This window comes from Embleya australiensis (assembly GCF_051903075.1).
Classification (GTDB): Bacteria; Actinomycetota; Actinomycetes; order Streptomycetales; family Streptomycetaceae; genus Embleya.
Window position 1 is genome coordinate 4,358,947 of the sequence record NZ_CP182422.1, and the last position, 13,485, is coordinate 4,372,431.

The following is a 13,485-nucleotide window of genomic DNA, read 5'->3' on the forward strand; positions in this document are numbered from 1 at the left end:
CATGGTGATCACCGTGTCCACGCGCGCGGCGGCCGGGACCTACCAGGACGAGAGCGGCCCGGTGATCGTGCGCGGGCTGCAGCAGATGGGCTTCGAGACGCGCGGGCCGCAGATCGTGCCGGACGGCGAGCCGGTCGCCCAGGCGCTGCGCGACGCGTGCGCGGGCCACTACGACGTGATCATCACCACCGGGGGGACCGGGCTCAACCCGTTCGACCAGACCCCGCAGATGACCAGTCGGGTGATCAGCTACGAGGTGCCCGGCATCGCCGAGGCGATCCGGATGGAGAACTTCGACAAGGTGCCGACCTCGATCCTGTCGCGCGGCATCGCCGGCGTCGCGATCACCCAGGACTCGCACTGGACCTACCGCAGCCTGATCGTCAACCTGCCCGGCTCGCCGGGCGGCGCGCAGGACGGGATCACGGTGCTGGCGAAGGTGTTGCCGCACGTGGTGTCCCAGCTCCAGGGCGGTGACCACGCGCGCGGCGGCGGTTTCGGCGGCGGGGGCGGTGCCGGCGGGTTCGGCGGCGGGCCGCAGCAGGCTCCGCCCGGCGGCGGTGGGTACCAGGGCGGCTACGGCGCGGGCGGCGGCTACCAGGGTGGCGGCGGCGGGGGCGGCTACCAGGGCGGCGGGGGCTACGGAGGGGCGCAGCAGCCGCCATGGGGCACGCGCTGACCCGCGGCTGGCCCGTGGAACTCGCCGAGGGCCGGGTGACGCTGCGGCCGATCCGGGCCCGGGACGCGGCCGCCTGGCAGGAGGTGCACACCCGTAATCGCGAGTGGCTGCGCCGCTGGGAGGCGACCGTGCCGCCGGGGTCGGCGGCCGGGCGGCGGCCGACCTTTCGGCAGATGGTCCGCTTTCTGCGGGCCGAGGCCGGCGCGGGGCGGATGTTGCCGTTCGTGGTGCTGTACGACGGGCAGTTGGTCGGCCAGGTCACCGTCGCCGGGATCACCTGGGGATCGATGTGCTCGGCGCACGTCGGCTACTGGGTCGACGAACGCGTCGCCGGGCTCGGGGTGATGCCGACCGCCGTCGCGCTGGTCTCCGACCACTGCTTCTTCCGGCTCGGGGTGCATCGCCTGGAGGTGTGCATCCGGCCGGAGAACCGGGCCAGTCGGCGCGTGGTGGACAAGCTGGGATTTCGCGAGGAGGGCCTGCGCCCGCGCTACCTGCACATCGACGGCGACTGGCGGGACCACCTGGCGTACGCGCTGAACGCCGAGGAGGTCCCCGAGGGGCTGTTGATGCGGTGGCGCGCCTATCGGGAAAGCCGGGGGTTCACCTGGTAGTCACCGCCGCCTTCGGAATCTCTTCGATGTCGATCCCGCCATATCGACACATCGATCTCGCGATTTCGCTACTCTCCCGGAGATATGAGCGGTGTCACCTCGGCAGACCCCGGAGCCTCCGGGGGCACGGCTGCCCGGTCGGCCTCGGGGGTCTCGGCGACCCCGAGCGATCCGGTCGCCTCGATGGCCCCGGTAGTCACATCCGTCACATGGGCATCAGAACGGATCGCACGACACACCGTGCCTAATCCGACGATGCGGTGCCCATCCGGCTTAGCGTGTGAAGCGTGAACGGCAGCGGCCTGATCTACGCAGCGATCGTGGGGGCCTGGGCTGCCTATCTGGTGCCCATGTGGCTTCGCCGACAGGACGAGCTGAACGAGGCCCGGCCGACCGAGCGGTTCACCACCGCGATCCGGATCCTGTCCCGTCGCAGCGCCTTCGAGCGGCGCTCGGCGCGGGCGCTGGCCGAAAAGAGCGGTACGGAGGGCGCCGAGCGTCGCGCCGCCGGTGAGTCCGGGCGCGGTCGGCGGCCGTCGGGGACGGCGGGCGCGGGGCCGGGGGCCGGGGCGCAGGCTTCGGGTTCGCAGGGCTCGGGTGCGCAGGCTTCCGTGCAGGCTTCCGCAGGGCAGTCCTCGGATGGCCAGTCGTCGGTGCCGCAGCAGGCGACCGGGTCGGGTGCCGGGTCCGCCGCCGCGGCCAAGGGCAAGGGTGGTGGTGCGGGCAAGCGCCCCGCCGTGCCGGTGCGTCGGGACGAGGGGCGCGCCGCGCTGCTCACCCGTCGCCGCCGGGTGATCGCGAGCCTGTTCGCCGGCTTCACCGCCGGTGCGATCCTGGCCGGAGTGGCCGGCCTCGCCTGGGTGTGGCTGCCCGCCGTGCCCGGCGTGTTGTTGTCGGCGTACATCGTGCATCTGCGGGTCCAGGAGCGCCGCCGCTACGAGGCGGGTCTGCGCCGGCTGGGCCGACCGGCGGGCAGGCCGGGCACGCCGGCCGACGCCGGCGCGGCGAACGAGGCGCGGGTCCGGGCCCGGACGCGTGAGGCCGCCGACGGCGCCACGGCGGATCCCCGGCCCGCGACGCCGCCGACAGCCGGCGACGGGCGACAGGTCCGTACCCCGCGTTCGGGCTCCGGCACGCCGGGTGCGTCCGGCCCCGCGGGAGCGGGCGGCTCGGCCCGGGGTCGACGCGAACGTGCGGCGGAGGAGCCCGCGCTGGCCGAGTGGATCGCCGAGCTCGCCACCGGCGACGGCCCCGACCGGGACGCGTGGGACCCGGTCCCCGTCCCGCTGCCCACCTACGTGACGGCCCCGGTCGTCCCGCGCGGCGACACCGAACAGGAGCCGGAGCGCCCGCAGATCCACGCCGTCCCGGACCCGCAACCGGCCGAGGCACTGCGCCCGCCCACCCCGTTGTTCGACCAATACGCCGAGGACACCCGCACCGGCTACGGCGCTTCGGTCGACTCCCTCCCGCTCTACGAACACGAGTGGCGCCGAGCCGGCAACGAGTGAATACCCGTGCACGAGCCGGCTCGGGGAGGTGGTAATGTTTCTCCTCGTTGGGCCTGTGGCGCAGTCTGGTAGCGCACCTCGTTCGCATCGAGGGGGTCTGGGGTTCAAATCCCCACAGGTCCACACATCGCGAAAGCCTCGCCGAAATTCCGGCGGGGCTTTCGTCATTCCCGGATTCCACTGTGTGGTCGTCGGTTGGTAAAGACGCGGAATCCCACCGGGCATGGTGTGATCCCGATCAATGCGTCGAATCATGGCCGACTCGCCCCGACCGGGCGGCTGGAATGGCCGGCCCGACGTCGAAGCCTCGAGTGACGAAGCCGTGCCTGGTATGTGAACGGTGATCTTTCGGGTCGGGGTGGGAATGTCCGGAGGTCGATCGGCCTTGCTCGAAAGGGTGCGTCTCGCGTGGTGACATGCGGGGCGCCGCCGCGTGTAGCGGAGTGTGTTCGGGTGGTTATTACGGTCGCGTAGGCGAGGTGAGCGGTGCCAACATCGGGTGACATGGCCGAGCTTGTGAATCCACACGGGAATCTGTCCGAAATCAACTCTTATGTGGCCATCGGCGACAGCTTTACGGAGGGCGTCGGCGATCCCGGGCCCGACGGGAACTACCTGGGGTGGGCCGATCGGTTCGCGGCTCGGCTGGCGGTGGAGCGGCCGGGGTTGCGGTACGCGAATCTCGCGGTGCGTGGGAAGTTGTTGCATCAGATCGTCGAGGAGCAGGTGCCGCTGGCCATCGCGGCGCGGCCCGATCTGGTGACGTTGTGCGCGGGGGGCAACGATGTGCTGCGGCCCGGGAGCGATCCGGACAAGCTTGCCGCGGAGTACGAGGAGGCGGTCGCCGCGCTGACGGCGACGGGCGCGCGGGTGGTGGTGTTCACCGGGTTCGATACGCGGTGGGTGCCGGTGCTCAAGTTGATCCGGGGCAAGGTGGCCACCTACAACGAGTTGTTGCGGGCGGTCGCGGATCGGTACGACTGTGCGGTGGCCGACATGTGGGGGCTCACCTCGCTGCACGATCGGCGGGCCTGGAGCGAGGATCGGCTGCACCTGTCGCCCGAGGGGCACGATCGGGTCGCGCTCAAGGTCGGGCGGGCGCTCGGGCTGGCCGTGGACGGTGACCCGGATGCGCCGTGGCCGGCGGAGGAGGTCGCGGTGACGGCGGGGGCGGCGCGGTTGGAGAACGTGCATTGGGCGCGGGAGCACCTGGTGCCGTGGATCGGGCGGCGGCTTCGGGGGCAGTCGTCGGGGGATCACGTGACGGCGAAGCGGCCGGAGTTGGCGCCGTTGGATCTGACTGTCGCGGAGCGCGCGAGCCGGGCGTCGTAGTGCGGGCGGGTGGGCCCGTCCGGCCGGTCCTCAGGCGCCGGACGGGCTGAGGTCGTGCCCGGTGGGCACGGGACGATTCGGGGTGCGTTCGCCGGTTCGGGCGGCGGTTCCCGGGCGCCTGCGGGGGGCGTCCTCAAACGCCGGACGGGCTGGGATTGGTTGGGTCCGGAGGTTGAGGCTGCGGAACCGTGGCGCCTGCGGCGGGCGTCCTCAAGCGCCGGACGGGCTGGGTTGGGTTGCGTTCGCCGGTTCGGGTGGCGGTTCCCGGGCGCCTGCGGCGGGCGTCCTCAAACGCCGGACGGGCTGGGATTGGTTGGGTCCGGAGGTTGAGGCTGCGGACCGTGGTGCCTGCGGCGGGCGTCCTCAAGCGCCGGACGGGCTGGGTTGGGTTGCGTTCGCCGGTTCGGGTGGCGGTTCCCGGGCGCCTGCGGGGGCGTTCTCAGGTGTTGGACGGGCTGAGGGGTGTGGCTTGGTTTCGGGGGGTCGTCAGGGGGTTGTGGCCGCCTCTGTGGTGGTGCCGAGTAGGAGTAGGTGGGTGGCTCGGCAGATTGTGTGTTCCACCTCTGTCATGGTCATTCGGCCGAAGGCCCAGCTGAAGAGGGCGCCTTCCCAGGCGATGCCGAGCAAGTGGACGAACTCGTCGGCGTTGGTCACCTCGTCGGCCAGGGCCGTGCGGAACATCGTGTTCATGATGCGGTTGATTTCGCGGTGGCAGTCGCCCACGCCCGGGTCGGAGGAGCCGAGGGCGTGGATCAGGGCGGCGGTCAGGCGGGGGTGGCGGGCCATCGTGCGGCAGGTGTCGCGCAGGATCGCGCAGACCCGCTCAGCCGCGTTCGCGCCGTCCGGGCGGGCCGCGCCGCTGCGTTCCAGGGCCGCGATCCACTCCAGGTGGGTGGCCGCGAGCAGGTGGTCCTTCGAGGAGAAGTGCCGGTAGATGGTCGCCGAGGAGAGCCGGGACAGGCGGACCACGTCGCGCATCTGCACGCTGTCGTAGCCGCCCTCCGCGGCCAGGTCGCGGGTCGCGTCGATGGCTCGCCTGCGTATGTCCTGCTCCCGCGTGACGGGCACCGGTGCAGCCTCCCTCGGCATCGACGGCGACATCGCGCCGCTAGATCCAGGTGCTGAACCACATGCGGTCCAGCCATCCGCTGCGGGTGATCGTCTCACCGGTGAAGATCGGGTAGAAGTACAGGAAGTTCCAGGCGATCAGGGCGATGATCGCGACCACGCCCGCGGTGCCCCAGGCGCGTCGGCGTTCGGTGGCTCCGGGTGGGCCGAGGAGTGCGCCGAGCATCATCGTCACCGCCAGGCACAGGAACGGGACGAACGCGACCGCGTAGAAGAGGAAGATCGTGCGTTGCTGGTAGGCCATCCAGGGGAGGTAGGCGGCGGCCAGGCCGCACAGGATCGCGCCCGCACGCCAGTCGCGCCGACCCGCCCAGCGGAACAGCAGGTAGCCGACCGCGACCACCCCGGTCCACCACAGGAGCGGCGTGCCGATGCCCAGGACCGTCTGGTAGCAGTCCTGTTCGGTGCAGCCCGCCGTGCCCTGGTGGACCGTTTCGAAGTAGTACGCCACCGGCCTGCCCAGGACCAGCCAACTCCACGGGTTCGACTGGTAGGGGTGTGGGCTGTCCAGACCGGTGTGGAACGACCACATTTCGGCGTGGTAGTGCCACAGGCTGCGTAGGGGTGCGGGTACCCAGGTCATGCCGAATTGGGGGAGTGGGATGCCGAGGACGTGGTCGGGGGACAGTCCGGCGCGGTCGTCGGCCCAGTGGCGGAAGTAGCCGTTGTCGGTGAGGAACCAGCCGGTCCAGGACCAGATGTAGATGCCGAGGGCGATGGCGACGGTGGACAGGAACGCGAAGAGGACGTCGTGGCGCAGGGTGGCGCGGTAGGGGCGGCGTGCGCCGCAGGCGCGGCGGGTGCCGGCGTCCCACAGGACGGTGAGGATGCCGAAGGCGGCGAGGACGTAGACGCCGCTCCATTTGGTGCCGCAGGCCAGGCCGAGGCAGATGCCGGCGACGATGCGCCAGGGGCGCAGGCCGAGTTTCATGCGGGCGGCGCGGGCGGCGTCGGGTCCGTCGGGGAACATGCGGGCGGCGAGGGCGCGGGTGTCGTCGCGGTCGATGAGCAGGGCGCCGAAGGCGGCGAGGATCCAGAACATCAGGACGAGGTCGAGCAGGGAGGTGCGGCTCATCACGAAGTGCAGGCCGTCGAGGGCCATGAGGAGTCCGGCGATGCAGCCCAGGAGGGTGGAGCGGAACAGGCGGCGGCCGATGCGGCAGAGCATGAGGACGGACAGGGTGCCCAGGACGGCGAGGGCGAAGCGCCACCCGAACGGGGTCAGCCCGAAGAGTTGCTCGCCGAGGGCGATCGTCCATTTCCCGATGGGCGGGTGGACGATGTACGAGCCCTGGGTCTGGAGGCTGTCGGCGTTGCCGGCCAGGATCTGGTCGTTGGCCTCCTTGGGCCAGGTGCCCTCGTAGCCGAGTTTCAGGAGCGACCAGGCGTCCTTGGCGTAGTACGTCTCGTCGAATATCACCGACTTGGGCTTGCCGAGGTTCCAGAACCGGATGAATCCGGCCAGGAGCGTCACCAGGATGCACGGCAGCCAGCCGCCGCCGGTGTAGGCGCTGTTGTCGGTGTACGACGGCACCAACCGCTCACGCAGCGACGTCGGCGGCCGATCCCGAAACCCGAACCGAGCCAGTGACCAGGCCCAACCGCGCGGCTCCGGACGTGCGGTCCCCGTGTCGCCGGGGGACTCCGCATCCCCCTGGGGGGCATGCTTTCGGGTCGGCTGATCGGTCGCCACGTCACTCGTCACCGGAGCATCGTATTGACGCGCGGGCGAGACCGGGCGCGCGAAAGGAGAGGATGGCCGCGTGGAACACGAACAGCACACCTCTCAGAGCGGCGTACTCGTACTGGCCGGCACCCCCATCGGCGACGTGGGCGACGCGCCCGCGCGCCTCGCCGCGGAGCTGGGCACGGCCGACGTGGTGGCCGCCGAGGACACCCGCCGGCTGCGCAGACTGGCCGGCGCGCTCGGCGTCGAGGTGCCGGGGCGCGTGGTGTCGTACTTCGAGGGCAACGAGGCGGCGCGCACCCCGGACCTGGTCCGGGCGTTGCGCGAGGGCAAGCGGGTGCTCCTGGTCACCGATGCCGGAATGCCGTCGGTGTCCGACCCCGGCTATCGCCTGGTCGAGGCCGCGGTGGCGGAGGACATCCGGGTGACGGCCGTACCGGGGCCGTCGGCGGTGCTGACCGCGCTGGCGCTGTCCGGTCTGCCGGTGGACCGGTTCTGCTTCGAGGGTTTCCTGCCCCGCAAGGCCGGGGAGCGGTCCCGACGCCTTGCCGAGTTGGCCGCCGAGCCGCGCACGATGGTGTTCTTCGAGGCGCCGCACCGGCTCGCCGAGTCGCTGGCGGCGATGGCCGAGGCGCTGGGCGCCGAACGGCGCGGCGCGGTGTGTCGCGAGTTGACCAAGACGTACGAGGAGGTCCGCCGGGACACCCTGGGCGAACTCGCCGTGTGGGCGGAGCCGGGCGTGCGCGGCGAGATCACCGTGGTGGTCGCGGGCGCGCCGCCGGCCGACCCGTCGCAGCTCGGCCCGGCCGACCTCGTCGCGCTGGTGGCCGGACGCGAGGCCGCCGGCCAGCCGCGCAAGGAGGCGATCGCGGCGGTGGCCGCGGAGGTCGGCGTGCCCAAGCGCACGGTCTTCGACGCGGTGGTGGCGGCCAAGGCGGCCCAGGCGGGCAAGTAGGTCGGCCCGGGGGCGTCCGGATCGCCCCGACCCACCCCTCCTGAAACGCTCTGTGTACCACTCGCCACCCGGCGTGTTCGAGTCGCTCGTACCCGCGCACGGCGCGACGGTCAAGCGCGTGCAACGGGCAGGTAGGGCGCTGCACTCGATCGGGTGATGAGTCTTTCGGAATATCAATATTCCGTAGTGCCCCCCGTCAAGGAACCGTTCGGGTCGATACGTCGCCGCCCCCTCGGGCATTCCATGGATACCGGTCACGGGAAGCCCTCGAACCAGTCGGCGGGCCCACCCGTGTGAGGAGGTCGTCATGGAGAACCCGACGGTGGTGCACGAGTCCTACTCCTTCGTCTGTATGTCGTGTGGTCGAGGCTGGGAACGCGACTACGAGATTCACCACGCGACCGATCTGCACGGATTGCGACTGTGCCGCTACTACTCGGAGGGGACCCTTGTGCCGTCCCCGTTCACCAAGCCGGCGTGCGAGCACTGCGACGGCACCCGGCTGCGGATACTGCCCGCCGGACGGGTCGCCTCGGCCGCAGGCACCCGCAAGCCGGTCAAGGCCGTGAAGGCCGTGAAGGCCGTCAAGCCGATCAAGGCCGCGAAGCCGGACAAGGTGCCCGCCCCGCGCGGCGCCTCGCGGTGGCACCTGCCCTCGCTGCACCGCTCCGCCTGACCCCCGTCCGGCCCGCCCGCACGCCGCCGTCCGCCCCCGGGGATACTCGGGGGCGGACGGCGTCCCGCCGGCCGTAGGATTCCGGGTATGGCGGCCACTGGAACCACTGAACACACTGCGGGCGAGCGCACGAAGGCGTTCTATGTCACAACGCCCATTTACTACGTAAATGACGCCCCGCACCTGGGCCACGCCTATACGACCGTCGCAGGCGACGTGCTCACCCGCTGGCACCGCCAGCGCGGCGAGAAGGTGTGGTTCCTCACCGGCACGGACGAGCACGGTCAAAAGATCATGCGCACGGCCGAGGCGAACGGGGTCACTCCGCAGGAGTGGTGCGACAAGCTGGTCACGGAGGCGTGGAAGCCGCTGTGGGAGCACCTGGAGATCGCCAACGACGACTTCATCCGCACCACCGAGCTGCGACACACCGCCCGGGTCCAGGAGTTCGTCCAGGACCTGTTCGACAAGGGCGAGATCTACAAGGGCGGCTACGAGGGCCCGTACTGCGTCGCGTGCGAGGAGTACAAGGCGCCGGGTGACCTGCTCGACGGCGAGGACGGGCAGAAGTTGTGCCCCATCCACAAGCGTCCGGTGGAGATGCTCAAGGAGGAGAACTACTTCTTCAAGCTCTCCGAGTACGGTCCGCGCCTGCTGGAGTTCTACGAGGCCAACCCCGACTTCATCCAGCCGGCCTCGGCCCGCAACGAGGTGCTGCAGTTCGTCCGGCAGGGCCTGCAGGACCTTTCCATCTCGCGGTCCACGTTCGACTGGGGCATCCCGGTGCCGTGGGACCCGAAGCACGTCATCTACGTGTGGATCGACGCGCTGCTCAACTACGCCACCGCCGTCGGCTACGGCGCGGACCAGGCGAAGTTCGAGCAGACCTTCCCGGCCGACGTGCACCTGGTCGGCAAGGACATCCTGCGCTTCCACGCGGTGATCTGGCCCGCGATGCTGATGGCCAACGGACTGCCGGTGCCCGGGCGGGTGTTCGCGAACGGCTGGCTGATGGTCGGGGGCGAGAAGATGAGCAAGTCGAACCTGACCGGCATCTCGCCGCGGCAGCTCACCGACCACTTCGGCGTCGACGCCTACCGCTACTACTTCCTGCGCGCGATCCAGTTCGGCCAGGACGGGTCGTTCTCGTGGGAGGACTTCTCCGCGCGGTACACCTCCGAGCTGGCCAACGACTTCGGCAACCTGGCCTCGCGCGTGGCGGCCATGGTCGGCAAGTACTTCGACGGCGCGCTGCCCGCCTCCACCGCCGACGGGGACGCCGAGGGAGTGCTGCACAGCGCGCTGATCGAGACGGTCTCGCTCGCCGACGACCGGGTCCGCGCGCTCGACTTCCAGGCCGGTCTGGACGCGGTGTTCGGCTACGTGAAGCTGGTCAACGGCTACATCACGGAGCAGGAGCCGTGGAAGGTGGCCAAGGACGACAGCCCCGAGGGCCGGGCCCGGCTGGCCACGATCCTGTACACCTCGGCCGAGTCGCTGCGCGCGCTCGCCGTGCTGCTCAACCCGGTGATGCCGGAGACCGCGCACAAGTTGTGGGACTCGCTCGGCGCCGAGGCCCACCTGGGCGCGCTGGACGCGCAGCACGTGCAGGACGCGGGCCGCTGGGGGCAGTTGCCCGAAGGGGCCGTGGTCACCAAGGGCGCGGTGTTGTTCCCGAGGCTGGAAGAGAAGAAGGCGGACGCGTAGGTGAGCAAGCGCAAGCGGCGGGACGGCGGGCCCCGGGACACCACCCCGCCGCTGGCCCCGGATCCGCTGCGGGTGCCGGTCTGGGACGCGCACACGCATCTGGACCTCCAGGACACGACGCCGGCCGACGCGTTGTCGGCCGCCGCCGCGGTCGGCGTGGACACCCTCGTCCAAGTCGGCATCGACGTGACGTCCTCGGTCTGGGCGGCACAGACGGCCGCCGCGCACGAGCGGGTGCACGCCACCGTGGCGCTGCACCCGAACGAGGCGCCGCGGATCGTGCTCGGCGACCCCGACGGGTGGTCCGGACAGCGGCGCGCGCCCGGCGGGGCGGCCGCCCTGGACGCGGCGATCGCCGAGATCGACCGGCTCGCCGCGCTGCCGCACGTGCGCGGGGTCGGCGAGACCGGCCTCGACTACTTCCGCACCGGCGACGAGGGTGTGGCCACCCAGCAGGAGTCGTTCCGCCGGCACATCGAGATCGCCAAGCGGCACCGCAAGCCGCTGGTGATCCACGACCGCGAGGCGCACGCCGACGTGTTGCGGATCCTGGCCGAGGAGGGCGCGCCGGAACGGGTGGTCTTCCACTGCTTCTCGGGTGATGCCGAGATGGCGAAGACCTGCGCCGAGCACGGCTACGTGATGTCCTTCGCGGGCAATGTGACCTACCCCAGCGCGCAGCCGCTGCGCGACGCGCTGACGGTGGCCCCGACCGAGCTGATCCTGGTCGAGACCGACGCGCCGTTCCTGACCCCGGTGCCCTACCGGGGCCGCCCCAACGCGCCCTACCTCGTGCCGATCACGGTACGGGCGATGGCCGAGGTCAAGGGCCTGGCCGAGGACGAACTGGCCGCCGCACTCGCGGCCAACGCCGAACGCACTTTCGCACTCGCGTAGTTGCCCCGCCGGCCCGCCGCGGCCGGTGCGGGCCGGCCGCCCGTCACCAGGACGACCGGGCGGCGGCCGGCCCGCGTCCCGGGCCGGTGTACAGTCCGGTGCTCGTCGGGCGGAACCTCGGCCCGCACCCGGGATCACACCCCCGGACCCGACCCCCGGAAACCCCTCAGGAGCACCCTTGAGTCGTTCCGCCGGCTCCGCCCGCAGGCGTACCTCCGCCCGGGCGGGGAGGGGCGGCAGCCGCCCCGGCCCGTCCCTGCGTTCGCTCGTCCCGCAGGCCCTGGTGGTCGCCGTCCTGGTGGGCGGCACCACCGCCTTCGTCGCCTACGACAAGACGGTCAAGCTCGTCGTGGACGGCGAGGAGCGCACCGTGCACACGTTCGCCTCCGACGTCTCCGGGCTGCTCGACCGCCAGGACGTCAAGGTCGGCGAGCACGACATCGTCGCGCCCGGCCGCAAGGCGGGCATCGAGGACGGCGACCGCATCGCGGTGCGCTACGGCCGCCTGCTGACCCTGACCGTCGACGGCCGGCCGCAGCAGGTCTGGGTGACCGCGAAGTCGGTGTCCGAGGCGCTGGAGCAGGTCGGGGTGCGGGCGGACGGCGCCTACCTGTCCGTCTCGCGCGATCTGCCGATCGGCCGGCAGGGGCTCAACCTGGACGTGCGCACCGAACGCGCGATCACCTTCCTGGTCGACGGCAGGACCATCCCGCTGCGGACCAACGCGGCCACCGTGCAGGCCGCCCTGGACCAGGCGGGCATCGCGATAGGGCCGCAGGACCGGATGGACGTGCCGACCGACGCGTATCCGCAGCAGGGGCAGACCATCTCCATCCTGCGGGTCACCGGCAGCACGGTCACCAAGGACGAGAAGCTTCCGTTCAAGACGGTCAAGCAGGACGACCCGACCCAGTTCAAGGGCACCGAGGAGGTCGCCACCAAGGGCGTGACCGGGCTGAAGCAGATCACCTACTCCTACGAGACGATCAACGGCGTCAAGCAGGAGCCGCGCAAGATCTCGGAGAAGGTGATCAAGGAGCCGGTCACCCAGATCGTCAAGGTCGGCACCAAGGAGATGCCGAACTCGGTGGCCGGGGCCGACCAGCTCAACTGGAACGCGCTCGCGCAGTGCGAGTCGGGCGGCCGGGCGAACGTGGTGGACGGCTCGGGGACCTATCACGGGCTCTATCAGTTCGACGCGCAGACCTGGCAGTCGATGGGCGGCACCGGGGTGGCCAGCCAGGCACCCGCCTCCGAGCAGACATATCGGGCAAAGCTCATGTATGTCCAGCGCGGGGCGAGTCCGTGGCCGCTGTGCGGCAGTAGGCTCTTCTCGTGAGTGATCTTCCCGCGGGACCGGGACTCCTCGGTGCCGCGGACATCCGTGCGCTCGCCGAGGCCCTGGGTGTGCGCCCGACCAAGCAGCTCGGCCAGAACTTCGTGATCGACGCCAACACGGTGCGCCGCATCGTGCGCACCGCCGGGGTGCGGCCCGACGACGTGGTCGTCGAGATCGGCCCCGGCCTCGGCTCGTTGACCCTGGCCCTGCTCGAGAGCGCCGCGCGGGTGGTCGCGATCGAGATCGACCCGGTCCTGGCCCGGCACCTGCCGACCACGATCGCGGCTCGGATGCCGGAGCGGGCGGCCGATTTCGCGCTGGTGCACGCCGACGCCATGACGGTCGCCGAACTGCCCGGCCCGGCGCCCACCGCGCTGGTGGCGAACCTGCCCTACAACGTCTCGGTGCCGGTGCTGCTGCACATGCTCCAGACGTTCCCCTCGCTCGATCGACTCCTGGTGATGGTGCAGTCCGAGGTGGCCGACCGGCTCGCGGCCACGCCCGGCGGCAAGGTGTACGGGGTGCCGTCGGTCAAGGCCGCCTGGTACGCGGACGTCAAACGCGCGGGCGCGATCGGGCGCAATGTGTTCTGGCCCGCACCCAACGTCGACTCCGGCCTGGTGTCGTTCGTCCGCCGCGACCCGCCGCCCACCACCGCGACCCGCGCGGAGGTGTTCGCGGTGGTGGACGCGGCCTTCGCGCAGCGGCGCAAGACGCTGCGGGCGGCGCTGGCGGGCTGGGCCGGCTCGGCGGCCGGGGCCGAGGAGGCGCTGCGCGCGGCCGGGATCGACCCGCGCACCCGCGGCGAGGCGCTGGGAGTGGCGGAGTTCGCCCGGATCGCCGAGCACCGGCCCGACAACCGCCCCCAAGGCGCCCCGAACGGGCCCCGCGACTGAGGGCCGGGTGCCGCCGTCGATACCATCGGCCACGGTGCCGGGGAGTTCGCACGGCCCGCGTCCG

General features: G+C 71.5%; 12 protein-coding genes and 1 tRNA gene. 11 read left to right on the plus strand and 2 right to left on the minus strand.

All coding sequences use genetic code 11. From position 1 onward, the window contains the following. Window position 1: 1 nt before the first annotated feature. The 5 genes from ACMXN5_RS18850 (at window position 2) to ACMXN5_RS18870 (ending at window position 4,136) form a co-directional block, all read left to right on the plus strand. Complete coding sequence (locus ACMXN5_RS18850; RefSeq protein WP_395799139.1) at window positions 2-679, plus strand: molybdenum cofactor biosynthesis protein B; 678 nt, start codon at window positions 2-4, stop codon at window positions 677-679. After that, complete coding sequence (locus tag ACMXN5_RS18855; RefSeq protein WP_380009184.1) at window positions 664-1,293, plus strand: GNAT family N-acetyltransferase; 630 nt, start codon at window positions 664-666, stop codon at window positions 1,291-1,293. The genes ACMXN5_RS18850 and ACMXN5_RS18855 overlap by 16 nt, the downstream gene beginning before the upstream one ends. Before the next feature lie 287 nt (window positions 1,294-1,580). Then, entirely contained in the window at window positions 1,581-2,804 is a 1,224-nt protein-coding gene (gene sepX / locus ACMXN5_RS18860; RefSeq protein ID WP_439676243.1) for a divisome protein SepX/GlpR, read from the plus strand. A gap of 49 nt (window positions 2,805-2,853) precedes the next feature. Beyond that, a tRNA-Ala gene (locus ACMXN5_RS18865) sits at window positions 2,854-2,927 on the plus strand. Between the two features lie 381 nt (window positions 2,928-3,308). After that, window positions 3,309-4,136 carry an SGNH/GDSL hydrolase family protein gene (locus ACMXN5_RS18870; protein ID WP_439676244.1) on the plus strand — a complete coding sequence of 276 codons (828 nt, stop codon included), beginning with the start codon at window positions 3,309-3,311 and terminating at the stop codon, window positions 4,134-4,136. 486 nt (window positions 4,137-4,622) lie between these two features. Here ACMXN5_RS18870 and ACMXN5_RS18875 read toward each other — a convergent pair whose 3' ends face one another. Both ACMXN5_RS18875 and ACMXN5_RS18880 read right to left on the minus strand, forming a co-directional pair. Next, window positions 4,623-5,204, minus strand: coding sequence for a TetR/AcrR family transcriptional regulator (locus tag ACMXN5_RS18875; protein WP_395799145.1), 582 nt, complete (start codon window positions 5,202-5,204; stop codon window positions 4,623-4,625). A 40-nt stretch (window positions 5,205-5,244) separates the two neighbouring features. Further along, window positions 5,245-6,969, minus strand: a complete 1,725-nt coding sequence (locus ACMXN5_RS18880) for a dolichyl-phosphate-mannose--protein mannosyltransferase (RefSeq protein WP_439676245.1) — start codon at window positions 6,967-6,969, stop codon at window positions 5,245-5,247. Between the two features lie 58 nt (window positions 6,970-7,027). Here ACMXN5_RS18880 and rsmI point away from each other — a divergent pair, with 58 nt between their 5' ends. The 6 genes from rsmI (at window position 7,028) to rsmA (ending at window position 13,421) form a co-directional block, all read left to right on the plus strand. Further along, window positions 7,028-7,906: a 16S rRNA (cytidine(1402)-2'-O)-methyltransferase gene (gene rsmI, locus ACMXN5_RS18885; protein ID WP_439676246.1), complete on the plus strand. Its 879-nt coding sequence runs from the start codon at window positions 7,028-7,030 to the stop codon at window positions 7,904-7,906. 307 nt (window positions 7,907-8,213) lie between these two features. Beyond that, on the plus strand, window positions 8,214-8,582 hold the full coding sequence (locus ACMXN5_RS18890; protein WP_439676247.1) for a hypothetical protein: 369 nt from the start codon (window positions 8,214-8,216) through the stop codon (window positions 8,580-8,582). 87 nt (window positions 8,583-8,669) lie between these two features. Beyond that, complete coding sequence (gene metG, locus ACMXN5_RS18895) at window positions 8,670-10,289, plus strand: methionine--tRNA ligase (RefSeq protein ID WP_380014076.1); 1,620 nt, start codon at window positions 8,670-8,672, stop codon at window positions 10,287-10,289. After that, window positions 10,290-11,186 (plus strand): TatD family hydrolase, encoded by an 897-nt coding sequence (locus ACMXN5_RS18900; protein ID WP_439676248.1) that lies wholly within the window; start codon window positions 10,290-10,292, stop codon window positions 11,184-11,186. Window positions 11,187-11,364: 178 nt separating this feature from the next. Further along, window positions 11,365-12,525 carry a ubiquitin-like domain-containing protein gene (locus tag ACMXN5_RS18905; protein ID WP_439676249.1) on the plus strand — a complete coding sequence of 387 codons (1,161 nt, stop codon included), beginning with the start codon at window positions 11,365-11,367 and terminating at the stop codon, window positions 12,523-12,525. Then, window positions 12,522-13,421, plus strand: coding sequence for a 16S rRNA (adenine(1518)-N(6)/adenine(1519)-N(6))-dimethyltransferase RsmA (gene rsmA / locus ACMXN5_RS18910; protein ID WP_439676250.1), 900 nt, complete (start codon window positions 12,522-12,524; stop codon window positions 13,419-13,421). Before ACMXN5_RS18905 ends, rsmA begins: the two co-directional genes overlap by 4 nt. Window positions 13,422-13,485: the final 64 nt, after the last annotated feature.